This window comes from Pseudomonas sp. 3B-A001-10F (assembly GCF_056313565.1).
Window position 1 is genome coordinate 128,123 of sequence record NZ_JBQYFW010000011.1, and the last position, 26,219, is coordinate 154,341.

Sequence of the window (26,219 nt, forward strand, 5' to 3'; positions counted from 1 at the left end):
GGTTAGAGTGGGCATCAATGTCTTGATTGTTGCGTGAACAATGAATCGTCCGCTGTTCGTTTCTCTGGATGGGCCCAAAGGTACCGGCAAAACCACACTGTTGGAGGCCGTTACGCAAGTACTGAGGGCGGGCAACCAGAAAGTCATCCGGCTTTGCGAGAGAAAAAGCGATCCGTTCAGGGGTGAAACCATGGCCTTGGTCAACACGCTGGCGAGAAATCCTTGCCGGGATCTGGAGTGGGCTGTGTGTCAGCGCCTTGCGGATAGCCGTCGCTGGATTTCCCAGAACGTTCTGACGAAGCAGCCGCTGGACAGCATCATCTTGATCGATCGCTGGTATCCCTCGGATGCCGCGTTTCGCCAAACCATCCCGTTTGCCGAGATTCTTCAATTGAATATGGAGCGAGACGTGCGGGTGCCAGATCTGCATGTCGGCGTCGTCACCGATCCGGATATTTCGTGGGCGAGGGCGGCGACACGCTCGCGGGGACTGGGCGGCACGGTGATCCAGAAGCACGCAGAGCATGTGGCGTGTACGGAAATGTTCGAGCAAGCGGTCAAGGATCACGGCTGGATGTTGTGCCGTAATGAAGGAACGGTTGAGGAGGCGACGATGCTGGTGGTTTCTCGGATCTATGAGGTGCTTGGGTTGAACGTCGAAGTGGATGCCAGGCTTGGCGCTTAGGGTATCGCATAGACCTAGAACAGTTTTTTCGCCGTATCGCTGGCAACCGCCACGTGCGATTCATCGCAAGGCCAGAGGCTGTAGTTGATAGCTTGGTCGCAAACTACTCTCGGCATTACGAATAAACTTCTGCGCCGCCCGGTGCTCAATTGACGTAGTCATTGAAGGATTGCACATGATCGCTCGTTAACGCTGCAACATGAAAAGGATCAACTGACCTCACTGGCTAGCAGAATCACACGGTAGGCTTATTGAGTTGGATTCTTCGGTTTAGTGGCAGCTTCTGCATTCTCGAGAAAGCCTCGCGCCAATTGCTGGTACAACTCAGGGCCCATTCTTGAACTGACAGCCTTGGCAATCAGGGCTACCGCCATGAGACTGATCACCATACTGTGGCTATCAATCATCTCCATCACAATGATTGCGGAGGTGATTGGCGACTGAGTAACGGCCGCCAGAAAACCAACCATGCAGAGTGCAATAGTGGGCTGCGCGGCCAGATGGAATAGCTCTGCGGTATTGGCGCCTACTGCGGCCCCTACAGCGAGCGAGGGAGCGAAAATGCCTCCGGGAATACCAGAGAAGTAGGTCACTACGGTCGCCAGGAAGCGAGTAATGGGAGCGTGCCATGGCAGGACTACATCAGATGCGATGACCTGAGAGGTAATGCCGTATCCACTACCAAACGACATTCCGCCACTCAGCCAACCCAATAGAGCGACGACCAATCCACAGATGCCGGCAAACCATACTGGGTGTAGGCGCCGCCATTGCCAGATGATGAACTGCGGATGCCGCTGTGGCCATAACAACATTCGACTAAATAAACCACCCAATAGCCCGCATCCAATCCCTATGACTAATGCCGGGACGACTATGTCGAGGTTGATGTCCTGAATGCCGAAATGACCGAAATAGTTGTAGTTTCCCTGCAAGGCAATGGCAACCATCCCAGACAGGATGATGGTGCTGAGCAGAACACCGCTGGTACGGGTTTCCAACTTGCGTCCCAGTTCTTCTACCGCAAATGCGATCCCGGCCAAGGGCGTATTAAATGCAGCCGCAATACCCGCAGCACCTCCCGCCAGAATGAGATCCTCGCTGCGCACGATTCGCGCATTGGGCAGGAAGCGGTGAAAGAAGTGCATGATGGATGCGGCAACCTGGACTGATGGGCCTTCGCGTCCCGCCGAAAAGCCGCCGGTCAGCGCCAGAGTTCCGAGGCTTATCTTGGCGAAAGCAATGCGCAATGAAACCAGTCTGTTAATGGGCTTACCTTGACGCGCAAGTCGTGTTGCTGCAATTACCTGCGGAATTCCGCTGCCTTGGGCGCCCACGAAGAAGCGTGTTGTCAGCCAGACTACGAGCATGCCGATCAGTGGGGTGTAAACAAGAGGAAGCCACGCTCGCTCTGCGGTCTGTTGAGCAAACTGCGCCAGGGCTATGTCCGCGAGCCTTGCAAACGCCACCACCAGCAAGCCGGCTATGGTTGCCGCAATCCATAGTGTGACTCTAGTACGCCAGCGCATGGAGGCGAAGCCTCGGCGTAACAGCATTATCGGTTTGATCACCCGAAGGGCTCCCCTTGAAGTCGCCATATTGACCGCAAGACTAACCAAATAAGCAGCTTGTTCCAAACAGCTTTGGCAGCGCCACAAGACAGGCTCTTTTGGCGCTTACAGGTATTCATCTATCCAGTGATAGGACTAATACCTCCAAAAAACCGGTGTAACGAGTACCAGCACGGTGAGTATCTCCAGCCGTCCCAGCAGCATGCCAATGGTCAGCAACCATTTTGCTGCGTCAGGTAATGAAGAGAAGTTACCAGCGGGCCCGATGATTGTGCCCAAGCCTGGTCCCACGTTGCACACCGCCGTAGCAGCTCCGCTCAACGCTGTCGTCCAATCCAGCCCGATCAGGGCGAGTCCCAGAGCGATCACTGCAATGGTGATGGTGAAGAAAAATGAGAAGGTCAAAAGCGAACGCAAGATCTCTTCGTCAATCGGATGACCGTTGTACTTTTTTTGAATCACCGCACGAGGATGGATCAACTGCTTCAGGCTACTCACTAATAGAGCACCAGCAACCTGGAAGCGGAAAATTTTAAGGCCACCAGCTGTTGAGCCTGAACACCCGCCGACGAAGGTCAGATAGAAAAAAAGCAAGACTGCGAAGCTGCCCCACAAGGTGTAATCACCTACAGCAATTCCGGTGGTCGTGACAACCGAGGTCACATTGACCGCCACGATACGAAACGCATCCCACCATCCGTAGTCGCTGTGGAAACACAGCCATGTCCCCACCGCTAGCCAAGTCACAATCAGGAAACCAATAAACCCGCGTACCTGGTGATCCTTGAGCAGCGCACGCCGATTGCCGCGCAATGTCGCGACATAGAGGGTAAACGGCAGGCTACCCAGAATCATGATGACCACCGCGATCCAGTGAATCGCTGGCTGCGTCCAATGCCCAAGCGAGGCGTCCGAAGTAGAGAATCCGCCAGTCGAGATCAACGACATGGCATGGTTGACCGCTTCAAACGGCGTCATGCCGGCGATCCAGAGTGCTGCTGCCCCGGCGCCAGTGAGCCCAAAATAGAGAAAGAGAATGGACTTGGCTGCCACATGAGAGCGAGGTGTTACTTTCTCCGACCAGTCTGAGGACTCTGTCTGGAAAAGACGCATACCCCCCACTCGCAGCAGTGGAAGGATCGCCACTGCCATGCCGATGAAGCCGATACCACCTAGCCAGTGCAGCATCGAGCGCCAGATCAACAATCCAGGTGAAGCGGTATCCAAACCACTCAAGACAGTTGAACCCGTGGTTGTAATGCCGGACATCGTTTCAAAAAAAGCGTCGGTGTAACTGATGTTGCTGATGAACACCATCGGCAGCGCCGCGAAGGTACACACCACCACCCAACTGCAAGTCGTCAGTAGATACATATCTCTCGGACGAAGCTGGGCATTGTCTGGGCGACCTCGCGCTATCAACAGCAGGCCACTGATGAAGGTAATCAAGCTCGACCAGAGGAAGGCCGACAGGTCATCGCTGCGCTCATAGGCAATCAGTGTGATCATGGGAATAGCCATGCTCACAGCCAGCGTTATTAGAAAAATACCCAGAATGAAACCGATGAGCCGTAGTGCTGCAAGTGACATGAAAGGAACCTACTGATTTAGCGCCGTGCAGTATTGGACGACGAACCATTCAGCCCCGTAAATTTTGCGTAAAATTTTTCCCTCAACCCATTAGAGATGGCACCTCATTTTGGGGGGGAACTAGCTTGCTCAGGTTTTTTGAATAGCCTGATGAAGCTTTTATAGAAACAGGAAGAGCAGAACCGCGACAGCCACACAGCTATCGCGGTTGTTCTGCGTTTTAGCGGTTAGCGTCGGCCAAGCCAGCCTCAATGAAGCGCACGGAGCTCTCCATCGCCTGCTGACCTTCTGGCAGCATAGTGGCGTAGAAGTGCCAGGCGTGGAACATTGCTGGCCAAACTTCCAGGTTCACGCGAACTCGGTTATCAGCCAAGTGAGTTGCAAGGCGCATTGCATCACTCAACATCAGCTCGTTCTCGCCGATCTGCACCAAGATTGGTGGAAGACCGGTGACGTCCGCGAACACAGGTGAGGCAAGTGACATGAAAGGAACCTACTGATTTAGCGCCGTGCAGTATTGGACGACGAACCATTCAGCCCCGTAAATTTTGCGTAAAATTTTTCCCTCAACCCATTAGAGATGGCACCTCATTTTGGGGGGGAACTAGCTTGCTCAGGTTTTTTGAATAGCCTGATGAAGCTTTTATAGAAACAGGAAGAGCAGAACCGCGACAGCCACACAGCTATCGCGGTTGTTCTGCGTTTTAGCGGTTAGCGTCGGCCAAGCCAGCCTCAATGAAGCGCACGGAGCTCTCCATCGCCTGCTGACCTTCTGGCAGCATAGTGGCGTAGAAGTGCCAGGCGTGGAACATTGCTGGCCAAACTTCCAGGTTCACGCGAACTCGGTTATCAGCCAAGTGAGTTGCAAGGCGCATTGCATCACTCAACATCAGCTCGTTCTCGCCGATCTGCACCAAGATTGGTGGAAGACCGGTGACGTCCGCGAACACAGGTGAGGCCAGAGGATGATTGGCCAATGTGTCGCCCAGGAATGCTCTGGCGAGGATGTCCAAGACAGGCTTGGAGTTCAAAGGATCCAGACCTTCACGATTGCTCATGGAGGCACCGGTGTGTTCTAGGTTCGCCCATGGCGAGATGGAGGAGCCAACCGCAGGCAATGCAAGCCCTTTCGATTTAGCCGCGACCATGACGCTGACAACCATCGCGCCGCCAGCCGACTCGCCAGAGAACGCAATTTTGTTAGCCGGGATTTTCTGCTCAAGCAGCCACTCGTAGGCGCGCAGTGTGTCGTCAATAGAGGCAGGGAACTTGTGCTCAGGGGCAAGGCGATAGTCCGGCATGTACACACGAGCACCGAGCATCTTCGCGTAGTTGCCGCCGATGCCGTGGTAGCCGTCTGGGCGACCTACAATGTAGGCGCCGCCGTGGATGTACATCACGACCGCGTCGGTTTTGATCTCGTCCGGAGTAACCAGTGTGCCGGGTACGCCACCCATGTCGACTGCTTCGAATTTGACGCCAGCTGGCGCTGGATTTTGCGCGAGCATTTTTGCGTAAGAGTCGCGGATGTCGCTCATTTTTGTGGTGGTATCGATTCCCTTGAGAACGGGTACCAGATCGCTAAGGCTATTGGCCCAGGTTTGGACGGCTGCTTGGACTTTAGTGTTCATAATGACCTCAATTGATCGTTGGGAGTGGATTAGCTAATTGAGATGCTATGCTTAGTATTGGGGAATAGGGTTCCCCATAACAGGTGCTAAGCCGCCCGAACGTTGAGACTACCGAGGCCGTATGGAACTCCATAACCTGAATGATATCGCCGCGTTTGTGAGCTCGGTAAACGCTGGAAGCTTCACTGCGGCGGCAAAACAGCTTGGCCTTACGCGCTCTGCAGTGGGGAAGTCGATAGTCAGGCTCGAGGCTCGTTTACAGGTACGTTTACTGAATCGCACTACGCGCAGTTTAAGCATGACGGATGACGGCCAGGTTCTGTATGAGCGCTGCGTGGGCGTTCTTCAGGATCTGGACGACGTGGAGGATGCCCTTGCGTTTCGTCGTTCGACACCCAGTGGGCGACTGCGGATGAGTCTGCCGGTTGCGCTGGGCAGACTTCATGTCCTTCAGCACATTGAGTGCTGCCTTAAGGATTGGCCCTCCCTGAGCGTGGATATTACCTTTTCTGACAGGCTGGTCGATCTGATCGATGAGGGATTTGATTTGGCCATGCGCATCGGGCCACCGAAGGAAGATTCTCGGTTGTTAACGCGCACTGTGGCTTACCAACAAATGATTACCTGCGCTTCCCCCAAATATTTGGCTGAGCATGCCGAGCCTAAAACGCCGGAGGATTTATCCGAGCACCAGTGCCTGCATTTCGTTAGCGGTGGGAGATTGCTTCCTTGGAATTTTCGCGTGAATGGTAGCTCTGTGTCCGTTACTCATGGTGGAAGGCTACAGATGGACAGTGCTGAGTCATTACACCAGTCAGCTGTCGCTGGCCTGGGCATCGCGACTCTTCCTTCCTACGTGGTAAACGACGATTTGAGGAGCGGCAAGCTTGTTCAATTGCTCGCTGGGTATGCAGAGGCCGCAGAGCCTATTCGGGTGATCTACCCTAGCAAGCGGCACCTGTCTCCAAAAATTCGACTCTTCATCGATAAGCTCGTGGAGGCTTGGTCACCATGCCCACCATGGGAGCATCACCTAGGGGAAGGCACTCACTCAGGTTGATCAGTGAGCGAGGTGCGTAATTGCAATTACAGAGGCAACGATGATGAATTCAACCTGGGCAGATCAAGTGGCACTTGTGAGTGGAGCGGGCAGTGAGCTTGGAATCGGTATGGCCATTGCCCATCGTCTTGGGGCTCAAGGGGCCAAGTTGATCGTCACGGCAAGCAGCGCACGCATCAATGAGCGGGTTGCGGAGTTACGTGGCGCCGGCTTCGAAGCAGTGGGTCGACCGGTCGACTTGACTCAGGAAACTCAGGTGAGTGAATTCGTCGCTTGGGCTGAAGCCGTCTGGGGCCGCATCGATATTCTTGTAAATAATGCCGGTATGGCGATGCAAGGGAGTCCAGAACAGTTCCCCGAGTTCACGAGTACGAGCCTCGAAAGCTGGAATCTTTCCATCGCGAGAAATCTGACAACTGCGTTTCTGTTAACCCAAGGGGTGTTGCCTGGGATGCGAGCGAGAGGCTATGGCCGCATAGTGAACATCAGCTCAACTACCGGCACGCGGGCCAGTAATCCAGGGGAGGCTGCTTACAGTGCTGCAAAGGCGGGAATGGTAGGAATGAACATGAGTCTAGCCCTTGAGGTGGCTCATCAAGGTATCACGGTGAATTCAGTTGCCCCTGGCTGGATAGCTACAGGGTCGAGCACGCCTGATGAAGTCAAAGCCGCATGTTCTACGCCTCTCGGGAGAGCGGGGCGACCAGACGAAGTGGCCGCAGCCGTTGTATTCCTGGCTTCACCTGAAGCGAGTTACATCACAGGGGAATTGCTCGTGGTGGATGGAGGCAATTGCCTGGTTGAGAACAAAGCGGGTTAAGACATTTTAATTCCTGAGAGGGACCTCAACGTTGCCTGAGCTGCGCTGCGCCGACTCACTGTTCCAGCAAAAACCGCTCAATTTCCTCAACGGTACTGCGCGCCGTTCGGGTCACGCCGATCAGTGTCGCGGAAGCGGCACCAGTCCAGTCGCCATAACCCACCAACCACAAACGCGGTTCCTGATTCGAATGCGTACCTTTGACGGCCACGCGCCCGTCGGCGGAACACACGCCCAGTGATTCCAGATAGCCGAGGGCAGGGCGGAAGCCGGTGCACCAGATCACCGCGTCGACCGGCGTTTGCGAGCCATCAGCCCAAGTCACGCCGGTCTCGGTGAAGCGCAGGAACGGCCGAACCGCGTGCAACACGCCGCGCTCCCGTGCCTCAACGACTGGCGGTACCATCACGATATCGCCCAAGCCGCCAACCGGCTGTTCAATGACGATGCCGGCCAGTTGCGCTTTCCAGCGCTCGGTGGCGCGTTCGAAGAGCACGCGTCCATCAACGTCATCGGCAAGAAACTCTGGCGGCTGCGGAGTAACCCAAGTGGCATCGGCCACTTGCGAGACTTCAGCGAGGATCTGCGCACCGGAGTTGCCACCGCCCACCACCAGGACTTTTTTTCCCGCAAACGGCTTGGCGTTAACGTAGTGGGCCGAATGCAATTGCTGACCCGTAAAGGTTTCGCTGCCTGGGTAATGCGGCAGGTAGGGATGGCGCCAAGTGCCGGTCGCACTGACCACGGTACGGGCCAGCCAATTGCGACCCTGGGCTTTTACGTTGAGGTGATTGCCCCGACGTTCAATAGCGTTGACCCAGTAGGGCCGTGCGACAGGAAACTGGTAGCGTTGCTCATACTGGCGCAGGTAATCGACTACGTTGTCGCGACTGGGGTAACCGTCAGTGACCGGAGGCATCATCCAGCCGGCGATGGAACTCCAGGTCGACGGTGAAAACAGTCGCAGGGAATCCCAGCCATGCCGCCAGGCGCCACCCGGTGCCGATTCGGCATCGATAATCACAAAGGAACGCCCGGTACGGCGCAGGAAGTAAGCGACGGCGAGTGCAGACTGGCCACCGCCAATAATCGCAACATCCACTTCGGCAGGCATGGGAATCCTTGAGTCAGCGAGGTTCAGGTTAAGTTAATCCATTTGAAGTGGACGTTTGTTGATGTTGCTCAATCGGCGGCGTTGTAATGGATATGATTTAACATAATATACATTACACGTAACAAGATGTTTCGAGATTGGCCACGTTCCCCGCGAGATTTCATTCTCCTGCTGTCGCGATCAGCGATTCACCGGACAATAATTATTGATTCACCGGAATCCTCTAGAAATCATATACCTGTGGATCTAGCCTCAACCTACATCTAGAAATTGCAAATGACCCCCTACGCATAAAATATGGGGCGGCTCCAGGTGCTCCTGTGGCTCTGATCGCGATGCTAGAGCGGTTGGAGCCCAGAGCGATACAGAAAAAATGCTAAATCACCGGAAAAAAAACGTGGTGGAAAAAGAATGTTAAATCGCCGGAATATTTGCCCTTGAAGCGTGAAAAAGGGATTACGTGGGGATTGTCGGAGGCGCAGAGGCAGTATTTAGGCAAGGTAAGGTGCTCGTCGACCCGATTTTAAAGCCAGAAACGCATTTTTTAATCACCGGAAAAAAGAAAAAAAACCTCTAAATTATCGGAAATAAGCCTCATTTTTTACCAATAAAAATTCTGATGCGCCCGTAATCCTTGGGTTGCGCAAGATTTTTAACTCGCCGGAAAAAAGTGAAAAAAATGATGAATCCTCGGAATTGGTATTCATCAGCGGGCGTAAATGGTTCGAGAGCCGATAGTCGTCTATTCAGCAATCAAGTGATTGCAATACCGTGTAAAACTTAATAGATAAATCGATAATATATGTACGATGTAATGATGAAGTTCGGGTACGCCCGGCGTGGTCAGCACTTTCCTATCCGAGCGTTGTGATTCCTAAGTAATGAAAAATAGTACGGCATTGATGCCTATCTCCTCCTCGATACCATCCGTCTGATGTTCGCGAAATCGGAACCAAGGTTAATTACACTAAACGACCATTTAGTGTAGTTAAGCGCATATCGAAGACGAATGACGAACTTTCCAGACAGATTTCGATCTTCCGCTGATTCACTCCTCACTCGGGTCATAACTGTTCACATTGGGCACTTGCATATGCAAACGCCCAAGCAAGTCAACCAACGTATCGACCTCAGCCGGGGTCAATCCGCTGAGCAGACGCGACTCACGCTCAAGTGCAACTTTGAGCACGCGGTCATGCAGTTCTTTGCCGCTGGCCGTCAATCGCACGGTGTAACGCCGTGCATCCTTGGGATCCAGCTGAGTGGTGATCCGCCCCGCCGCTTCCAATGTTTGCAATGAACGGCTGACCGCGCTCTTGTCGAGACCGATCGCCTGGCAGATTCGATAATCGGTCAATAGCGGACGTTTACAGGGGGGGAATCTGCCTCTATGCCTTTGAAAACATGCGTCCCGGGCGGCCAAACTTGGCGATAGTGCTCCCGACGGTTACAAGACCTACCCAGTCAAGATCCGCCTCACGCAAAGATAAGCCTAGGGCGCTGGATGCGGCGTCCAGGCTTTACGCCAATCGAAACGGCGTTACTTACTCTGCAGATACGGCGCCATCAAGCCGGCAAACCACTCGATAAATGCACCGAGGCGCCGGGAGCGTTGGCGACGATCCGGATACAGCAAAGACACGCTCATCGACGGCGGCCGGTAAGCGGCCAGCACCTCCACCAGCTCGCCGCTATCCAGTAAATGCTGCACATCGAACAACGGCACCTGAATCAAACCGAGCCCTGCGCAACACGCGGCGATGTAGCTTTCCGCATTATTGACCACGAGTTGACTGGGCAGTGGAAACGACTGGCGGACGCCGTCGAGACAATATTCCCACTGAGCCTCTTGCCCGCCCGACCCCGCCACATAGCCGACGCATACGTGCCGCTCCTGCAACTCGGCAAGCTCGGTGGGCACGCCAAATTCGGCCAGGTAGGCGGGGCTGGCGCAGTTGATCAGCAACACCTGCCCCAACGGTTTCACTACTAGGCTGCTGCTCTGCGGCGTGCCGAAACGAATCACACAATCGACGCCCTCCTGCACCAGGTCTATCGCCCGGTCGGTGGAACCCAGGCCCAGTTGCAGGCGCGGATAACGCTGGAAAAACTCGGGAAGCGCGGGAATGAGTAGGCGCCGGGCGATACGGCTGGGCACATCGACTTCCAGGCGCCCCATCACCTGCTCTTGATGGGTGTGGAACAGTTGGTCGATCTCATCGATCTCGACCAACACTTGGCGCGCTCGCTGCAGTAACTGGGTGCCGTCGGTGGTCAATGACACCTTACGCGTGGTGCGGTGCAACAAGCGCGTTCCGGCATTGGCTTCCAATTGTTGAATGGCCGCCGATACTGTGGCACGCGGCAGTTTCAGCAGTCGTGCGGCCTGGATGAAACTGCCGAGCTCAGCCACCTGAACGAAAACGCGGTACTGCTCGATGCGGTCCATGGGTTATCAGTGCTCGACGACGGCGTTAGTCTGTTTCGCTCGAAACCGGCGCACCACCCGCCATTCCACGAAACTGACGATCAACAACACCATAGTGGTCAACGTGCCCACCATCAGCAGGTCGGTCAAAACCGCAATCGGCGCCAGCGCCAGCAAGAGCACGATGCCGGCCAGGTGCGATTTGGCGACCACCTGATACACCTCGCGTTTGTACAACAGGCTGGCGAATAGAAAGATCATGGGCCCCAGCAGCAGGGTCACGACGTAGGCCGTGTTCATGTGCTTGTCGGGGTGGGCCATGACCAGATCATTGCCGACGGCCGTGGCAATGATGCCGGCCACCAGCACTGCGTGAATGTAATGAAAGTAGGCGCCGGTGCGCCCAGGGTCCTTGGAGTGGGTAACGCAATGAATGGCGTCTTTGCTCGCCGTGCCGAAGTACAACCACCACATAGCCAGGGTGCCCAGTAAGGTCACCAATAACCCCACCAACACGGGAATATCCCAGTGCTCGGTTTCGGCGAGCACCGCGCCGCTGGCCAGCAGCGTTTCGCCCAGTGCGACAATCACAAACAGCTGGCAACGCTCGGCTAGATGCGCGCCCTCGATGGTCCAGTCACTGGTGCGCGAGCGTCCCAGCCCCGGCAGCGCAAAGCCGAACATGGGCGACACGTACTCACACAGCACCGCGATTAGCCATAGGCCGATACGCCACGGCCCTTCCATAAACGCGCCCGCCAACCAGAACGCCGCGGCAATCACTACCCAGCCGAGCATGCGCTTGAAGTTCGGTGCCAGCGCGTGTTCACCGGGCAAATGCAGCACGATAAAGGCGGTACGGCCTACCTGAATCGCCACATAAGCCAGCGCAAACACTAAGCCCCGCTCGCCAAAGGCTTCAGGAATGCTCGCCGCCATCAGCAAGGCGGGAAACATCAGGGCAAAGATCAGGCCGCGCACCCTCGGGGTTTCCGGGTTAAACCAGTTGGTGACCCAGCAGGTGTATTGCCAGCCAAGCCATACCGCGAACCACAGAATAAGGGTCTCCATCACGCCGACCAGGGTCAGGTGATGGAGCAGGCCATGGCTGAGTTGGGTCACGGCGAAGACATAGACGAGATCGAACAACAGCTCTTCGAACGTCACCCGCGCATGGTGACCATCACGGTGGCGAAGTAACGGGTGATGTGCAGACTGATCGGCGCTCATAGCAACCCCATGGCCTGGTTTGTCGGGAAAAGTGTTAACGCGACATTGCGGGGTTGCAATCGTTTTTTCGCCCGTTATTTGGTGGTGTAACCGCCGTTGATCAAAATCGTCTGGCCCGTCACCCACCAGCCATCACTCACAAGGTTGCGAATAAACGGCACAACATCCTCGATATCAGTCAGGCCCGTGCGCGAGAACGGCGAAAGCGCAGCGGCGGTCTTATGATAGTTCACCGCATCCTGACCTTCGGCCGGATAGAAAAACGGAGTATCCATCGGGCCAGGGCCCACTGCCGTCACTGAAATACCACGCGCGCCAAGTTCTTTCGCAGCCGCTCTGGTGAACTGCTCCACCGGCGCTTTGCTGCCGGCATACGCCGCGTAGAACGGCGTGAACGCGCCGAGCAACGAGGTGACGATGGTGCAGATCTTGCCGTTGTCGTTGAGGTGCTTACCGGCTTCCTTAAGAAAGAAAAACGCGGTTTTGGAGTTAACCGCCATCATCTCGTCGTACTCAGCTTCGGTGATCTCGGCCATAGGCTTTTTCAACACCTTGCCCACGGTGTTGATCGCAATATCCGGGCGCCCGACTGCGGCCACGGCATCGCTGAACAGCTTTTCCACGGCACCGGCGGTGGTCAGGTCTGCCTGCAACGCCACTGCCTTGGCTCCCAACGCTTCGAGAGCCGCCACGGTGGCGTTGGCATCGCCCTGGCTGGAGGCGCTGTTGTAATGCACCACTACGGCCTTAGCACCGTGCTGGGCGAGATCGCGAGCGAGCAAGCCGCCGAGATTTTTCACACCGCCGGCGATCAGTACGACCTTGCCGTTGATTGAATATTTGGACATGACAACGCTCCTGGGCTGGGAAAGGTACGACCCAGTCTAGAGCGGCCGCGGGCAAAGATAAGCACACTGATGCTGGATGCACTGTTCAGTTTTTTCAGCCAATCAGCGTAAAGTTACTTTCCCGACTCTAAACGTCCGCTGTTATCGAGTCAGGTAAATGACCGCATATGGCCGTTAGCTGCCGCTCCTGACCGTCAACTTCCGGTCAGAAGATGCCAGTCACAAAAAGCTGTTTTCGACCCAAAGCGGACAATACGGAGAACCTATGTACACAGTGACCGTCGTTAGCGAACGGCCCGACTTCAGATGTTTTCTGGATTTGCTCTATGGCCCTGGGCGAAACGTAGACACGGATGGTGATTCATACCCTGTGAACAGCCGCTCTTGGACATACCTGTATGTGAAGGACAGAGAGAGCGATGACCCTTACATCGAAATCAATGCGAGCGAGGTAGATGTCTCAAGGTTTACCGTGCAGTCCGACTCGTCGAGGCTGGAGGCCCTGGTTGCGTTGTACTTGTACCTGACCTGTGGTGGGTCAATCTCCTCTTCAGATCAGGCACTTAATAAAGCCGCCATCGAAATGTTGTGCGACAGATATTCCGTTGAGCTCTGCCGAGCCCATGGATCTATTTGGCATCAGTCGGCAGATAACGCGCCTTACTCACAGGAGTGAACGACGGCTTGTTTCGGAGCGCGCAAACGTCCGCTCTTGGCCGATTGCTGCCGGTCACCAAGGCCGCAATCGCCCATAGCTCCCGGTGAGGAACGGTAGATTTTGACCACAACCGGACACTCGACAGCCCCCCAAACGTTTGTTGAGTCCGTCCGATCGTCTATGAAAGAAGCGCTCGCAACGGAGCTGGAATGGGTACAACTTCTTTACTTTCCGGTGAGACACAAACGTGTGTGACATTCGCGGTAAATGCCAGCACGCCTTCGCCGATAAACCCCTCAACCAAAAAAGTAAAAGAATGCTCGCCCAACCTGGCCACGCCAACTTTAATAATCATTTCGTCATCCCACGTCAGCGGAGCCAGCAACTCGATCGACATCGCACGCACCGGCGGCAATATATTAAAACTCATCACAGCCCTAAGCCCCGGGCCCCCTACCCATCTGTCGAGTGCTACACCAATGGCCTCTACAGCAAAATATGAGAATCGCGGGGTGTAAACCACCCCTGCCGGATCACAATCTCCGAACAAAATAGTTCGACTTACAAAAACCGCATCAGGCATTAAATCCCCCCTACCCGCCAGCGTCAGGCCGATGTCGATGAGTTCTTCTCGCTCGGCCATCAAGGGCTTCTGCCTTTGATGGCGGCGATTGTCCCCATATCAGCGACTCAAAGATTTTTGTCTGGAACCTAAGCACTCAGCTGCTTGATCCAGTCAAGACTCGCAACGGTAGAGCCAGAAGGACGGTACTCACAGCCAATCCATCCGGCGTAGCCGCGCTGCTCCAGCGCCGCGAACAAGGCAGCAAAGTCGATATTCCCCGTTCCCGGCTCGTGACGCCCCGGGCAATCGGCAATTTGCACATGCACGGTTCTGTCATAGAACCGCGCCAGCACGTCGGCTGCGTCTCCGGTCAAAAGCTGGGCATGGTAAAGATCAAGAATCAGCCCGACACTCGGGAAGGTCTCCAATACCTGTTGCGCCTTGCTGAAGTCGGACATGTAATAGCCCGGCATCGCCTGCGCGCTGATCACTTCGATCAGCGGCCGCAGCCCCTGATCTTCCAAGTACTTCACCGCATATTCCAGGTTGCCCGCGTAGGTTCGCTCAGCGTCATTCTGCGTGGTAACGCCCGACATGATGTGGACATCCGCACACGCCAAGGTCTTTGCGTAGCGGGCGGCCTGGAGCAACCCGTCACGAAATTCCTCTCCCCTGCCCTGTAACGCGGCGATGCCTTTGGTCACGCCAGCCGGGGCGGCGAACTGAATCAACGGCAAACTGTATTGGGCTAGATGGTCGGCAAGCAGACTGGCGTCGAATTCATACGGTGACGGGAACTCAACTGCCCGGAAACCGGCGGCTGCGGCGGCTTCGATGCGCTGCAGAAAAGGCAATTCATTGAATTGGAAACCGAGATGAGCATTGAACTTGAGCATTGGGTAATCATCCATCCTGGGAAGAAACGACATCATTAGCCTGGAGCATCCTTTGCCGCTCCAGCACTGCACTATCGCAAGTGCGTTCAACGATTAAAACCAGGTTTCCATCTGGATGCCGTATTGCCACACCCCACCCGCCTGGAAGTCGGACATGCCAAAGGAGTCGTTAGTACTGAACCGGTCCAGATCCGAAGACCAGTTCATGTAGCTGGCGAACACTCGCAACTCCGGACGCGTGAGTAGATCGCCGACGTCGAGTTTGAATGTCGGGGCGACCGTGAACTTCCAGAAGTTACCATCGACCGCATTACGTTGTAGATAGCCCTTGGGGTCGAGGTTCATGGTTTGCCAGCTCATTTCGTAGGCCATTTCGAAGTTGCTGTTGATTTTGTTGGCCAATCGCACGTTGAGGGTCAGCCAGCGGTAGTCGTCACCTTTAACGTATCTATCCTTGCTCTGTTCGGCCAGCAAGCTGGGCCCGATGCGCCAGTCAGAGGTCAGCGGCGTCTCACCGTAAAGCGCCAGACGCAGCGCGCGGGCGTCGTCGATCAGTTCACCGTCCGAGCCAACGTTCTTGACCTCTGCCCCCAGGCCTTGTCCATAGAGCAGCGCCGTTTTGAAGAACCCTTCTCTGCCGAAAAAGGTTTTCTGGTGATTGGCCAGCATGCTGTGCAAACCGCTATCCGCAGGCGTCAAACCGGCCTTGTTGGTGTGGGTGCCGAAATCGTTTTTCTTGGCGCCGATGGCGTTGTACATCCACTGCCACTGGCCATCCTCGAAGAACTGGTTGGAGGTCAGGATGTAGCTTTCCACATCGGCATTGATACCGCCCTGACTGAAATCCCCGTAGCTACGCCCAATCAACGAGTAATTCGAGCGCCAATGCTTGTTCATCTGCACATCGTAAATTCCACCGCCGGTGCCGGCGAGGTAAACGACGTCGGAGTCCAGCCAGTGGATATCGAAATTATCTCTATCGAAGCGCTTGCCTGCCCACAGCGTAGCGTTCTCGAAGACTGAATTGCCTTTGAATGCAGCGACATGGTCGAGCGTGGCGAACACCTGGCGTACGTTGAGTTTGCTTTCGTCGGCCGTCCAGTCATTGGAGCTTTCCACACCGTCGGCGATGGAGACGGTGAATTTGGAACGGGTACCGTTTTGCGCATAGACCTCTTTCGACAGGTCGATACGCATGTAGGTGTCGTCCTCGTTACCGAGTCGCCCGACTGCCCCGCCCACCGAACCGGCCGGCGTTGTATAAGGGCCGCCACGCCCGCCACCCAGCCCCTCGTCGACCAGCAATCCGGAGCGCGCATAGCCGTTGAAGCTGAACCCATCGGTGAGGTTCCCAGTACTGCCCTCCTTTTCCAGGCTTTGCTGACGGGCTTCGAGTTTTGCCAGTCGGGTGTCCAGAGCAGGTGCCGAAATGGCTGTTGCGTTAGAGGCGACGGGTTGCAAGGGCGGCGCCGCGCGTTTGACCTGCTGCAATTCCCGGGCAAGTGCCTGGGTCTGCTGTTCGGCCGTGGCTGCACGCTTTTCCGCTGCGCTGGCACGCGCCTCAAGTGCGGCCATGCGCTCTTCCAGTGTCGCGGCCTGAGCGGTCGCTGCGGATGTGCCGAGCACACCTGCCAGTAGCCAGCCTGTTGCTTTGTGCATATGAAATCCCTGTTTTGTTTTTATTGTTGGTTGACGCAAACGGCCGTTTTTTACGTGCGTTGCGAGTTGTCGCAATCGACGAAAAAAAGGATGCCTCATCGCAAATACGCTGCTACATTTGGCGATGTTAACGTTAACTTTTCTAAAAACAAAAATAAAGGACGCTCGATGAAACACCTGAAATCGCTCCTGCCCGTTGCATTGATCACCCTGTCTGCCGCACTGCCATCCGTGTCGAACGCAACCGATCTGACGATCTCTTGCGGTGCCGTGGGTGCGGAGTTGCAACTGTGCAAAGAGGCCGTCGAGACATGGTCGAAACAGACCGGCAACAACGTCGAGGTGGTCTCCACGCCTAACTCGGCAACCGAGAGGTTGTCGTTCTACCAGCAGATCCTCAGTGCGCAGTCCACCGACATCGACATCATTCAAATCGACATGGTGTGGCCGGGGATGCTGGCAAAACACCTGCTGGATCTGCGGGAGGTGCTTCCCGCCAACGCGACCCACGGCTACTTCCAGGCCCAGGTCGATAACGCCACGGTCAACGGTCGGCTGGTGACGATGCCGTGGTTCACCGACTCGGGGCTGCTGTATTACCGCAAGGACTTGCTTGAGAAATACAACAAACAGGTTCCTCAAACGTGGGAGGAAATGACCGCTACCGCCAGGGATGTGCAACAGGCTGAACGCAACGCCGGGAACGCCAATGCCTGGGGTTACATCTTTCAGGGACGTGCCTACGAGGGGCTGACGTGCAATGCGCTGGAGTGGATCAGCAGCCAGCCGCAAGGCGGCCTGATCAATCAACGCGGCGACATCGTGGTCAACAGTCAGGCCTCAAGAGCGGCGTTAACGCTGGCGAAAAGTTGGGTCGGAGACATCTCCCCGCGTGGCGTGCTCAATTACACCGAGGAAGAAGGACGTGGTGTATTCCAGTCGGGCAATGCGCTATTCATGCGTAACTGGCCTTATGTCTGGGCCCTGGTGCAAAGCCAGGACAGTGCCGTAAAAGACAAGGTCGGCGTCGCTCCCCTGCCCCGCGGCGGCGAAACCGGCGAGCATGCCTCCACCCTTGGTGGCTGGGGCCTGGCGGTATCGCGTTACAGCGCTCATCCCAAACTTGCCGCAGAACTGGTGAGCTACCTGACCAGTGCCCAAGAGCAAAAACATCGCGCTCTGACAGGTGGCTATAACCCGGTGATCGAGTCGCTGTATCAAGATCCCGAGTTGCTCGCGGCCATGCCTTATTACGCTCAGCTGCACAGCATTCTCAACGCTGGGGTCATGCGCCCCGCCGCCATCACCGCCGATCGTTATCCACGGGTCTCCAATGCCTTCTTCGATCGGGTGCATGGCGTGCTGGCGGGCGAGTTGCCCGTGGATCAGGCACTGGCCGAACTGGAAAGTGAACTCACGCGTATCAAACGCCGGAACTGGTAAGCCACAAGGAAGGAAATCACCATGTCTGTCTCTACGACCCATGCCCCCTTTGACGAGCTTCTGCTCACGAGGGAAACGCCTGTACAACGGCGCCGGGTGCGCGCTGCCTGGCTGTTTCTGACGCCAATGCTGGTCTGCCTGGCCCTCGTGGCCGCGTGGCCGCTGCTGCGCACATTCTGGTTCAGCCTGACTGACGCCAGCCTGGCAGACACCGGTGGCGCAACCTTCATAGGCTTGAGCAATTATCTGTTGTTCAGCGATTCCGGCTGGTCGGGCATCCTCGTCGATCCGCAGTGGTGGAATGCGGTGCGTAACACGTTGTATTTCACGGTGGTCTCGGTGGGACTGGAGGTCGTGCTGGGGCTATTGGTAGCGTTGCTGCTGAACATCAAATTCACCGGCCGTTCTCTGGTGCGGGCGTTGATTCTGATTCCGTGGGCGATTCCGACGATTGTCTCGGCGAAGATCTGGTCATGGATGCTCAACGACCAGTTCGGCATCATCAATCACCTGATGCTCAGTCTCGGCCTGATTGATGCTCCCCTGGCCTGGACGGCAGATGCCGACCTGTCGATGTGGGCGGTGATCATCGTTGATGTCTGGAAGACCGTGCCTTTCGTCACGCTGCTGATGCTGGCGGCCTTGCAGATGTTGCCGAGCGATTGCTACGAAGCGGCCAGGGTCGATGGCATTCATCCGCTGAAAGTGTTCTGGCGCGTCACCCTGCCACTGTTGATGCCTGCACTGCTGGTGGCGGCGATCTTCCGCATTCTTGATTCGCTGCGGGTATTCGACGTCATCTATGTGCTGACCTCGAACTCGTCGAGCACCATGAGCATGTCGGTGTATGCCCGCCAGCACCTGGTGGAGTTTCAGGACGTCGGTTACGGCAGCGCGGCGTCGACGCTGTTGTTTCTCGTGGTCGCAGTGATCGCCATGCTTTACCTCTACCTCGGACGCCGTCAACTGGAGGTCCGCGCATGAGCCCGCGCCTGCTGAAAAAAGCGCTGTTGCGCCTCGGATTCTGGTGCCTGATCGGGGTGTTGCTGCTGTATGCGGTTTTCCCGTTCTACTACGCCATCGTGACCTCGCTGAAGCCCTCCAGCGCCTTGTTCGAGGTGAGCTACTGGATCGAAAATCCTGACTTCTCCAATTACGCGGCGGTCCTCCACCAGGCCTCATTCCTGCGAGCAATCGGTAATTCGCTGGTGGTTGCGCTGTGCGTGGTCACCCTGGCGCTGTTCCTCAGCCTGACCGCTGCTTATGCCTTGGGCCGGGTGAAATTCCGTGGGCGTGGCACGGTGTTGATGATGGTGCTTGGCGTGTCGATGTTTCCCCAGGTCGCGGTGCTGTCGGGACTGTTCGAAGTGATCCGCGCCTTGGGCCTGTACAACACGTCGTGGGCGTTGATCCTGAGTTACACGATTTTCACCCTGCCCTTCACCGTCTGGGTGCTGACCACCTTTATGGGCCAACTCCCCCATGAACTGGAGGAAGCGGCAATCATGGATGGTGCGTCCCCGTGGGTGACGCTGACCCGCGTGCTGTTGCCGCTGCTCTGGCCCGCCCTGGTCACCACTGGCTTGTTGGCCTTCATCGCCGCGTGGAACGAGTTTCTGTTTGCCCTGACGTTCACCCTCACCGACAGCCAACGCACGGTGCCGGTGGCCATTGCCTTGATTTCCGGCGGCAGCCCCCATGAGTTGCCTTGGGGCTTGTTGATGGCCGCCTCGGTGTTGGTCACCGTCCCATTGGTGATTCTGGTGCTGATCTTCCAGCGCCGAATCGTTTCCGGTCTCACTGCCGGCGCGTTAAAGGGTTGATGCCCAATAAAGACAAGGAACCGCATCGTGATGAAATTGAAACTGGACAACGTCAACAAACAATTGGGCGGCGCGCGGATTCTTCGCGACATCAACCTGGAGATCGCTGCGGGTGAATTCGTGGTGTTCGTCGGTCCTTCGGGCTGCGGAAAGTCGACGCTGCTGCGGCTGAGCGCCGGACTGGATTCGATCTGCGCCGGCGACCTGCTGATCGACGGGAGCCGGGTCAACGACCTCGAACCGCGCGAACGTGGCGTCGGCATGGTGTTTCAGTCCTATGCGCTGTACCCACACATGAGCGTCTACGACAACATCAGTTTTGGTCTCAAACTGGCCAAAACTGAAAAGAGCAGCTTGCGCGAGCGGGTACTGAAAACTGCGCAAATCCTGCAATTGGACAAACTGCTGCAACGCAAACCAAAAGAACTGTCTGGAGGGCAACGTCAGCGTGTGGCCATGGGCCGGGCCATGGCACGGGAGCCGGACATTCTGTTGTTCGATGAGCCGCTGTCCAACCTGGATGCGTCCTTGCGGGTGCAGATGCGCAACGAAATCGCCCGGCTGCATGCCCGACTGCGCTCAACCATGATCTACGTCACCCACGATCAGGTCGAAGCGATGACCCTGGCCGACAAAATTGTTGTGCTCAATGGCGGTCACGTCGAGCAGGTCGGCTCACCGCGCGAACTCTATGAGCGCCCGGCCAGCCGCTTTGTCGCCGGTTTTCTCGGTTCGCCGAGAATGAATTTCCTGCCGGCACGCTTGCATGCGCCGGGCGAAACCAGCCTGGTTGATACTCCGGTTTTGGGGATGACCACCCTGCCCTTCGACAGCTCGAACCTAGCGGCAGATGCCTCGCTGAGCCTGGGCGTTCGCCCGGAACACCTATCACTCAAAGCTGCGCCGGGAAGCGCTGGCGTCGTCGTGACCGGGGTCGAATACCTGGGCAGTGAAACCTATGTGCACCTGGATACCGGGCAGGACGAGCCATTGATCTGTCGTTGTGAAGTCAACGCCGGTTGGCAAACAGGCGATCGGGTCGAACTGCAGCCGGACATCGACAAGATCCACCTGTTCGACGCCGACGGCTTGGCATTGAAGCGCCACCCGAAAGTCATTGAATCCATGGCTGATGACCTCTCTCTACGCTCAATCCGAGCACACGCCCTATGACCTTGTCTTTGAATACCCCGAGCGATCTCATGTCTTCGCCCCTTGACCTTGCGCAGCGCGCACTGGCTGACAACCAGTCCCGCGTCATTGAGGATTATCGACCCGGTTACCATATTGCCCCGCCGGCAGGCTGGATGAACGACCCGAACGGGGTTGTGTACTTCCGTGGCGAGTACCACGTGTTCTATCAGCATCATCCCTTCGACGCGAAATGGGGGCCGATGTATTGGGGCCACGCCAAGAGTGCCGATCTGGTTCATTGGCAGCACCTGCCCATTGCGCTGGCACCCGGCGATGAGTGCGACCGCGACGGCTGTTTCTCCGGTAGCGCGGTGGTCTGTGGCGATACCCTAGCCCTGATCTACACCGGGCACACCTGGCTGGGCGAAGTGGGTGACGAGCGCTTGATTCGACAGGTTCAGTGCCTGGCAACCAGCAACGACGGCATCCGCTTCGTCAAACACGGCGCAGTGATCAACAGCGCGCCGCAAGACGCCATCATGCATTTCCGCGACCCCAAGGTCTGGCAGGAAGATGGCTATTGGTACCTGATTGCCGGCGCACGTCTGGGCGACACACCGCTACTGCCGCTGTACCGCTCCACGGATCTGCACGTCTGGGAATTCCTCGACTATGTGTCCGCCGGCAGCGAGGGCGATGGCTATATGTGGGAATGCCCGGACCTGTTTCGCCTGAATGGACGCGATGTGCTGCTGTACTCTCCGCAAGGCATGCAAGCCGACGGTTACGATCGGCTCAACAAATACCAGACCGGTTATCGAGTGGGCCAGCTCGACAACCAGTGGCACTTCACCGGCGGGCCTTTTATCGAGCTGGATAACGGCCACGATTTCTATGCAGCGCAAACGCTGTTGGCCGCCGATGGTCGGCGCCTCGTATGGGCATGGCTGGACATGTGGGAAAGCCCGATGCCGAGCCAGGCCCATCACTGGTGCGGCATGCTCGGATTGCCCCGCGAACTTGAACTGCGCGCCGATCGCCTTCGCGTGTATCCGGCACGCGAGCTCAGCGCGCTGCGAATGGCGCCATTGCCGGGTACGCCTTGGTGGGAAGCATCGGGAGCCCGCTGGGTGCCGGAGGTAAACGGCGACATGCTCGAAATCCATGTGCATCTCGATCTGCTCGGCTGCACTGACGGCCACTTGGGAGTCGCCTTGCGGTGCAGCGACGATGGCCGTGAAGAAACCCTGCTCTATTACGATGCATCACTGCAGCGTCTGGTGCTTGATCGCAGCCGCTCGGGTGCGCAAGTCACAGGCCAGCGCAGCGTGGCGATAGACCCGACGCAAGAGCGCTTGGAACTGCGCGTGTTTCTTGATCGCTCATCCATCGAGGTATTCGACGAAAACGGCCGCTTCAGCCTCAGCAGTCGCCTCTATCCGCGTTCCGACAGTCTGGGCGTGAAGCTGGTGGCAAGCGGGGGTGGCGGGCGCGTCTCGATTGCCAAGGCATGGCCTCTGGGTTCGGGATGGTCATGAGCGGCGTCATTCGGGTCGCGAGAAGCCCGGGCCCTGTGTCATGATTCTGCGTCAACCTGACCGGCCGCACTTCGCATGACTTCAGTGAAAGACGTTGCACAACTGGCCGGCGTGTCCCTGATGACGGTGTCTCGAGCGCTCAATAGTCCGGAAAAACTGAGCCCCGAAACCCTTCTACGGGTGCGTCGTGCCATTGATGAACTGCAATTCGTACCCAGCCTGTCAGCGCGCAAGATGCGCGGTGACAACCTGCAGTCACGAACCATCGGTGTGTTCGCGCTGGACACTGCGACCACACCCTTTGCGGTCGAGCTGCTGCTGTCCATTGAGCAGACCGCGCAGGAGGCCGGCTGGAATGTCTTTATCCTCAACCTGCTAAGCAACCCGCCCACCGACCAGAACATCGACCTGATGCTGTCGCACCGTCCGGACGGCTTGATCTTCAGCGCCATGGGGTTTCGCCAGGTCAGCATTCCCGAGCGCTTGAAGAGCAAGCCTCTGGTGCTCGCCAATTGTCTGGCAGATGACAGCAGCCTCGTCAGCTATGTACCCGACGACGAAATGGGCCAGTATCGCGCCGTACACCACGCGTTGAGCCTCGGCTACAAGCGTCCGCTGTGTATCAATCTGCCGAAACAGAGTCTGGCATGGGGGCTGCGGCAGAAAGGCCTGCAGCGTGCCTGTCAGGCATTCGGACTGGCGCCGGACACGCTCCTGCAATATGACCTTTCCGATCATGATGCCTATGGTGAAACAGCCGCTATCCTCGACCGGCATGTCATTGATGGTCGTCCCCAATTTGATATTTTGATCTGTGGCAACGACCGCATTGCCTTTTGTGCCTATCAGTTGTTGTTGGGGCGTGGCCTGAAAATTCCCGACGATGTCGCCGTGCTCGGCTACGACAACATGATCGGCATTGCCGAGTTGTTCATCCCGCCGCTGACCACCGTGCAACTGCCGTACTACGAAATTGGGCGCCAGGCTGCACGGCATCTGATCGAGACCCTGGAGCTTTCGGGAACCCAGCGAGTTGACTGTCCATTGGTGGTCAGGACATCACTATAAGAGTGGGTCAGCTCGCTGAGAGCACGCTTTTGATTTTCCGAGTGGAATCAGAAATCCACCGTCGCTGAAAGCAGATAAGTTCTCGGTGTCGACAACGTCAGCCCCGGTTCACTGTCATCCGAAGCGCCTGCTGAACTCCAGTAGCGTTTATCCAGCACGTTCTCGACGTTGGCGCGCAGGGTGATGGTTTTCTCATCAACCTTGAAGGCGTACCGCGTACCCACGTCAAAGCGCTCCCAGGAGTCGATTTCCTTGTTGTTCGACTGATCCAGATACTGCGAACTGGAATAAATGCCCCGCCCGGTCAACGTCAAGCCCTGCACCGTCGGCACGTCCCACTCGGCGCCGAGATTGACGTTGTATTTCGGCGTGGCCGGCGCGCGATTGCCGTCGAACGTGCCGTTGGTGGTGTGGGTCAGCTCGCTGTCGATGTACATCACGCCGCCGAGCAACCGAAGGCCTTTGAGCGGTTCGCCAAACATGCTCAGCTCCACGCCGTTGTTCTGTCGTTTGCCGTTCGGGCCGAAGACCCGGGTCGTAGCGTTGGTTTCATAGGCGGGTTGCTTGATCCTGAATACTGCTGCCGTTAACGCATACGAACCGGCGTCGTACTTCGCTCCGATCTCGACCTGACGGCTGATAAACGGCGGGAAGATTTCGTCTTCGTTGACTGACGTCGACGGCGCGACCTTGCCCTGACTCAAGCCTTCCGTGTAGTTGGCGTACAGCGACAATTTGTCCGTAGCCTTGAACAGAATCCCGCCCGAGGGCGAGACCTTTTCTTCGTCATACGCCGTGTCGCCTTTGACGTCATCGCTCCAGTCATCGACTTTCACCCGTTGCCAGCGCGCACCGAGGGTCAGCAGCAATCGATCGTCGAAAAAGCCCAGGGTGTCGGATAACGCCACGCCGCTGAAGCGGTTTTCCGTGTAGACCTTGGCGTCGTAGCGCGTCGGCGTGCCGGGTTTCGCGGTTTGCACCGGGTCATACAGGTTGCTGCGCCCGGCCGCGTAACGCGCGCCGCCGTTCTCGAAATCCATGTAGAAGTAGCTGGCGGCCAGATTGACCTCATGGCTCACCGGCCCGGTATGGAACCAGTTGCGCACGCCGGCCGTTGCGGTACGGACATTCTCGTCGCGGGTGAAATCACGCGGTTGAACGCTGAAATCACCGGCATCGTTGGTGACGGAAACGGCGTGGCGCAAGAAGTCATGATTACTTTTGCGCGCGCCGACGCCGCCGTACAGCATCACCGAATCATTGACGTCGAACTCAGCGTTGAGCGTGCCGAAGGTGTCCTCGGTTTTCGCCTGAGTCCACGGTTGCGCGTAGTTATCGCGCACATCCTTGGCGTTGGGCACCTTGGCATTGGCAGCGACTTGCACGCGCTCTTGCGGTGCATCGGTATCGCGCTCGGTGTGGCCGATGTCGGTCGAAAGCCTTAGCCGCTCACCGCGAAAGTCCAGGCCGAGCACGGCCATATCGCGGTCCACACTTTGATGATCCCACTCGGTATCACCGGACTGCTTGACGCCGTTGAAACGCAAGCCGAACTGATTGTCCTCACCGAACCGCCGGCCGACATCCACCGCGCCGCCAACCTGATTGTTCGACGCATAGTTGGCCGTAAGAGAGGTGATCGGTTTGTCTGTGGCACGTTTGGGCACCACGTTGATGCCCCCGCCCACGCTACCCCGTGGCGAGATGCCGTTGATGAGCTGACTCGGGCCTTTGAGAATGTCGACGCGATCGGCCATTTCCATGTCAATGGTGTACGTCGGCAGCACGCCATAGAGCCCGTTGTACGCCACGTCGCTGTTGAACAGGCTGAAACCACGGATGGTGAATTGCTCGTAACGACCACCGGCCGGGTTGGTCGCGCGCACCGACGGGTCGCTGGCGATCAGATCGCCCAGCGTGCGCGCCTGTTGGTTTTTCACCGTCTCGCTGGTGTAGGTGGTCATGCTGAACGGGGTTTCCATGAAATCTTTCGACCCCAGCAAACCCTGCGAACCGCGCCGCGCGACTTGGCCGCCTGCAAAGACATCAGCGCCTGTCGAATCGCTCGCACCGAGGATCGAAGTCGGCGCCAGTTGCAGGCTGCCGGCCTCCGCTGCGGGCACCAGGGTGTAAGCGTACTCACCCAGCGGTTGCAGTTGCAAACCAGAACCGAGCAACAACCGGGTGAACCCCTCCTCCACGCCAAATTCGCCGGACAAACCATTACTGTTGCGCCCGCTGACCAGCGCCGGATCCACCGACAGATTGACCCCGGCCAACCCGGCAAACCGCGTCAGCGCGGCACTCAGGCTGCCAGCCGGTACCTGATAACTGCGCCGGGCGTCTTCGGCCCAACTGGTCTGGATCAACACAGGGCTGGCACTCAGGCTCAGCAGGAGGCTCAACTGCAACAACGGACGCAAACGACTTGGGAATACTGCGGGCATTGGAAGAAGCT

21 protein-coding genes and 1 pseudogene are annotated in these 26,219 nt (G+C 57.0%); 9 read left to right on the forward strand and 13 right to left on the reverse strand.

From position 1 onward, the window contains the following. Positions 1-40 precede the first annotated feature (40 nt). The gene (locus tag AC0ZWN_RS13125) at positions 41-685 is read left to right on the forward strand and encodes a dTMP kinase (RefSeq protein WP_476335318.1); all 645 of its coding nucleotides are present in this window, start codon (positions 41-43) and stop codon (positions 683-685) included. Between the two features lie 248 nt (positions 686-933). Here the strand turns inward: AC0ZWN_RS13125 and AC0ZWN_RS13130 are convergent, their stop codons facing one another. The 4 genes and pseudogenes from AC0ZWN_RS13130 to AC0ZWN_RS13145 form a co-directional block, all read right to left on the reverse strand. Then, a complete protein-coding gene (locus tag AC0ZWN_RS13130; RefSeq protein WP_186622309.1) occupies positions 934-2,256 on the reverse strand; it encodes a chloride channel protein in 1,323 nt (440 codons plus the stop codon). 135 nt (positions 2,257-2,391) lie between these two features. Further along, positions 2,392-3,846: a TrkH family potassium uptake protein gene (locus AC0ZWN_RS13135; protein WP_476335319.1), complete on the reverse strand. Its 1,455-nt coding sequence runs from the start codon at positions 3,844-3,846 to the stop codon at positions 2,392-2,394. 220 nt (positions 3,847-4,066) lie between these two features. Then, a pseudogene (locus tag AC0ZWN_RS13140) lies at positions 4,067-4,324 on the reverse strand (alpha/beta hydrolase); the annotation flags it as partial. Positions 4,325-4,550: 226 nt separating this feature from the next. Further along, positions 4,551-5,477: an alpha/beta hydrolase gene (locus AC0ZWN_RS13145; protein WP_476335320.1), complete on the reverse strand. Its 927-nt coding sequence runs from the start codon at positions 5,475-5,477 to the stop codon at positions 4,551-4,553. A 121-nt stretch (positions 5,478-5,598) separates the two neighbouring features. Here AC0ZWN_RS13145 and AC0ZWN_RS13150 point away from each other — a divergent pair, with 121 nt between their 5' ends. After that, the gene (locus AC0ZWN_RS13150) at positions 5,599-6,537 is read left to right on the forward strand and encodes a LysR family transcriptional regulator (RefSeq protein ID WP_258709897.1); all 939 of its coding nucleotides are present in this window, start codon (positions 5,599-5,601) and stop codon (positions 6,535-6,537) included. A 43-nt stretch (positions 6,538-6,580) separates the two neighbouring features. After that, positions 6,581-7,357, forward strand: coding sequence for an SDR family NAD(P)-dependent oxidoreductase (locus AC0ZWN_RS13155; protein ID WP_476335368.1), 777 nt, complete (start codon positions 6,581-6,583; stop codon positions 7,355-7,357). 55 nt (positions 7,358-7,412) lie between these two features. Here the strand turns inward: AC0ZWN_RS13155 and AC0ZWN_RS13160 are convergent, their stop codons facing one another. The 8 genes from AC0ZWN_RS13160 to AC0ZWN_RS13195 all read right to left on the reverse strand — a co-directional run bounded on the left by AC0ZWN_RS13160 (position 7,413) and on the right by AC0ZWN_RS13195 (position 16,755). After that, positions 7,413-8,471 carry an ArsO family NAD(P)H-dependent flavin-containing monooxygenase gene (locus AC0ZWN_RS13160; protein WP_476335321.1) on the reverse strand — a complete coding sequence of 353 codons (1,059 nt, stop codon included), beginning with the start codon at positions 8,469-8,471 and terminating at the stop codon, positions 7,413-7,415. 1,048 nt (positions 8,472-9,519) lie between these two features. Further along, positions 9,520-9,828: a MarR family winged helix-turn-helix transcriptional regulator gene (locus tag AC0ZWN_RS13165; protein ID WP_476335322.1), complete on the reverse strand. Its 309-nt coding sequence runs from the start codon at positions 9,826-9,828 to the stop codon at positions 9,520-9,522. Positions 9,829-10,011: 183 nt separating this feature from the next. Beyond that, positions 10,012-10,920, reverse strand: a complete 909-nt coding sequence (locus tag AC0ZWN_RS13170) for a LysR family transcriptional regulator (protein WP_257355115.1) — start codon at positions 10,918-10,920, stop codon at positions 10,012-10,014. 6 nt (positions 10,921-10,926) lie between these two features. Continuing rightward, complete coding sequence (locus tag AC0ZWN_RS13175; protein WP_476335323.1) at positions 10,927-12,129, reverse strand: low temperature requirement protein A; 1,203 nt, start codon at positions 12,127-12,129, stop codon at positions 10,927-10,929. Positions 12,130-12,203: 74 nt separating this feature from the next. After that, entirely contained in the window at positions 12,204-12,977 is a 774-nt protein-coding gene (locus tag AC0ZWN_RS13180) for an SDR family oxidoreductase (RefSeq protein ID WP_476335325.1), read from the reverse strand. A gap of 836 nt (positions 12,978-13,813) precedes the next feature. Continuing rightward, positions 13,814-14,218 carry an acyl-CoA thioesterase gene (locus AC0ZWN_RS13185; protein ID WP_476335370.1) on the reverse strand — a complete coding sequence of 135 codons (405 nt, stop codon included), beginning with the start codon at positions 14,216-14,218 and terminating at the stop codon, positions 13,814-13,816. 128 nt (positions 14,219-14,346) lie between these two features. After that, positions 14,347-15,096, reverse strand: a complete 750-nt coding sequence (locus tag AC0ZWN_RS13190; RefSeq protein WP_186623206.1) for a hydroxypyruvate isomerase family protein — start codon at positions 15,094-15,096, stop codon at positions 14,347-14,349. A 93-nt stretch (positions 15,097-15,189) separates the two neighbouring features. Next, positions 15,190-16,755: a carbohydrate porin gene (locus AC0ZWN_RS13195; protein WP_460099654.1), complete on the reverse strand. Its 1,566-nt coding sequence runs from the start codon at positions 16,753-16,755 to the stop codon at positions 15,190-15,192. A 168-nt stretch (positions 16,756-16,923) separates the two neighbouring features. Here AC0ZWN_RS13195 and AC0ZWN_RS13200 point away from each other — a divergent pair, with 168 nt between their 5' ends. From AC0ZWN_RS13200 to AC0ZWN_RS13225, 6 genes are all read left to right on the forward strand, one after another. Further along, a complete protein-coding gene (locus AC0ZWN_RS13200; RefSeq protein ID WP_460128722.1) occupies positions 16,924-18,198 on the forward strand; it encodes an ABC transporter substrate-binding protein in 1,275 nt (424 codons plus the stop codon). A gap of 21 nt (positions 18,199-18,219) precedes the next feature. Continuing rightward, positions 18,220-19,182 carry a carbohydrate ABC transporter permease gene (locus AC0ZWN_RS13205; RefSeq protein WP_093432644.1) on the forward strand — a complete coding sequence of 321 codons (963 nt, stop codon included), beginning with the start codon at positions 18,220-18,222 and terminating at the stop codon, positions 19,180-19,182. Continuing rightward, positions 19,179-20,021: a carbohydrate ABC transporter permease gene (locus AC0ZWN_RS13210; RefSeq protein ID WP_007910217.1), complete on the forward strand. Its 843-nt coding sequence runs from the start codon at positions 19,179-19,181 to the stop codon at positions 20,019-20,021. The genes AC0ZWN_RS13205 and AC0ZWN_RS13210 overlap by 4 nt, the downstream gene beginning before the upstream one ends. A gap of 27 nt (positions 20,022-20,048) precedes the next feature. Next, positions 20,049-21,194, forward strand: a complete 1,146-nt coding sequence (locus AC0ZWN_RS13215; protein WP_476335326.1) for an ABC transporter ATP-binding protein — start codon at positions 20,049-20,051, stop codon at positions 21,192-21,194. Next, positions 21,191-22,693 carry a glycoside hydrolase family 32 protein gene (locus tag AC0ZWN_RS13220; RefSeq protein WP_476335327.1) on the forward strand — a complete coding sequence of 501 codons (1,503 nt, stop codon included), beginning with the start codon at positions 21,191-21,193 and terminating at the stop codon, positions 22,691-22,693. The genes AC0ZWN_RS13215 and AC0ZWN_RS13220 overlap by 4 nt, the downstream gene beginning before the upstream one ends. A gap of 75 nt (positions 22,694-22,768) precedes the next feature. Then, positions 22,769-23,761, forward strand: a complete 993-nt coding sequence (locus AC0ZWN_RS13225) for a LacI family DNA-binding transcriptional regulator (RefSeq protein WP_476335328.1) — start codon at positions 22,769-22,771, stop codon at positions 23,759-23,761. Between the two features lie 47 nt (positions 23,762-23,808). On the opposite strand, the gene AC0ZWN_RS13230 is transcribed toward AC0ZWN_RS13225, so the two are convergent. Further along, positions 23,809-26,208: a TonB-dependent siderophore receptor gene (locus AC0ZWN_RS13230; protein ID WP_476335329.1), complete on the reverse strand. Its 2,400-nt coding sequence runs from the start codon at positions 26,206-26,208 to the stop codon at positions 23,809-23,811. Positions 26,209-26,219 lie beyond the last annotated feature (11 nt).

Excerpts from the sequence above, each read along its gene's own strand:
- AC0ZWN_RS13145 (WP_476335320.1), bottom strand. The coding sequence starts at position 5,477 with ATGAACACTAAAGTCCAAGCAGCCGTCCAAACCTGGGCCAATAGCCTT.
- AC0ZWN_RS13220 (WP_476335327.1), top strand. The coding sequence starts at position 21,191 with ATGACCTTGTCTTTGAATACCCCGAGCGATCTCATGTCTTCGCCCCTT.
- AC0ZWN_RS13135 (WP_476335319.1), bottom strand. The coding sequence starts at position 3,846 with ATGTCACTTGCAGCACTACGGCTCATCGGTTTCATTCTGGGTATTTTT.
- AC0ZWN_RS13155 (WP_476335368.1), top strand. The coding sequence starts at position 6,581 with ATGAATTCAACCTGGGCAGATCAAGTGGCACTTGTGAGTGGAGCGGGC.
- AC0ZWN_RS13170 (WP_257355115.1), bottom strand. The coding sequence starts at position 10,920 with ATGGACCGCATCGAGCAGTACCGCGTTTTCGTTCAGGTGGCTGAGCTC.
- AC0ZWN_RS13150 (WP_258709897.1), top strand. The coding sequence starts at position 5,599 with ATGGAACTCCATAACCTGAATGATATCGCCGCGTTTGTGAGCTCGGTA.
- AC0ZWN_RS13160 (WP_476335321.1), bottom strand. The coding sequence starts at position 8,471 with ATGCCTGCCGAAGTGGATGTTGCGATTATTGGCGGTGGCCAGTCTGCA.
- AC0ZWN_RS13210 (WP_007910217.1), top strand. The coding sequence starts at position 19,179 with ATGAGCCCGCGCCTGCTGAAAAAAGCGCTGTTGCGCCTCGGATTCTGG.
- AC0ZWN_RS13205 (WP_093432644.1), top strand. The coding sequence starts at position 18,220 with ATGTCTGTCTCTACGACCCATGCCCCCTTTGACGAGCTTCTGCTCACG.
- AC0ZWN_RS13195 (WP_460099654.1), bottom strand. The coding sequence starts at position 16,755 with ATGCACAAAGCAACAGGCTGGCTACTGGCAGGTGTGCTCGGCACATCC.
- AC0ZWN_RS13230 (WP_476335329.1), bottom strand. The coding sequence starts at position 26,208 with ATGCCCGCAGTATTCCCAAGTCGTTTGCGTCCGTTGTTGCAGTTGAGC.
- AC0ZWN_RS13225 (WP_476335328.1), top strand. The coding sequence starts at position 22,769 with ATGACTTCAGTGAAAGACGTTGCACAACTGGCCGGCGTGTCCCTGATG.
- AC0ZWN_RS13180 (WP_476335325.1), bottom strand. The coding sequence starts at position 12,977 with ATGTCCAAATATTCAATCAACGGCAAGGTCGTACTGATCGCCGGCGGT.
- AC0ZWN_RS13175 (WP_476335323.1), bottom strand. The coding sequence starts at position 12,129 with ATGAGCGCCGATCAGTCTGCACATCACCCGTTACTTCGCCACCGTGAT.
- AC0ZWN_RS13185 (WP_476335370.1), bottom strand. The coding sequence starts at position 14,218 with ATGCCTGATGCGGTTTTTGTAAGTCGAACTATTTTGTTCGGAGATTGT.
- AC0ZWN_RS13200 (WP_460128722.1), top strand. The coding sequence starts at position 16,924 with ATGAAACACCTGAAATCGCTCCTGCCCGTTGCATTGATCACCCTGTCT.
- AC0ZWN_RS13190 (WP_186623206.1), bottom strand. The coding sequence starts at position 15,096 with ATGCTCAAGTTCAATGCTCATCTCGGTTTCCAATTCAATGAATTGCCT.
- AC0ZWN_RS13125 (WP_476335318.1), top strand. The coding sequence starts at position 41 with ATGAATCGTCCGCTGTTCGTTTCTCTGGATGGGCCCAAAGGTACCGGC.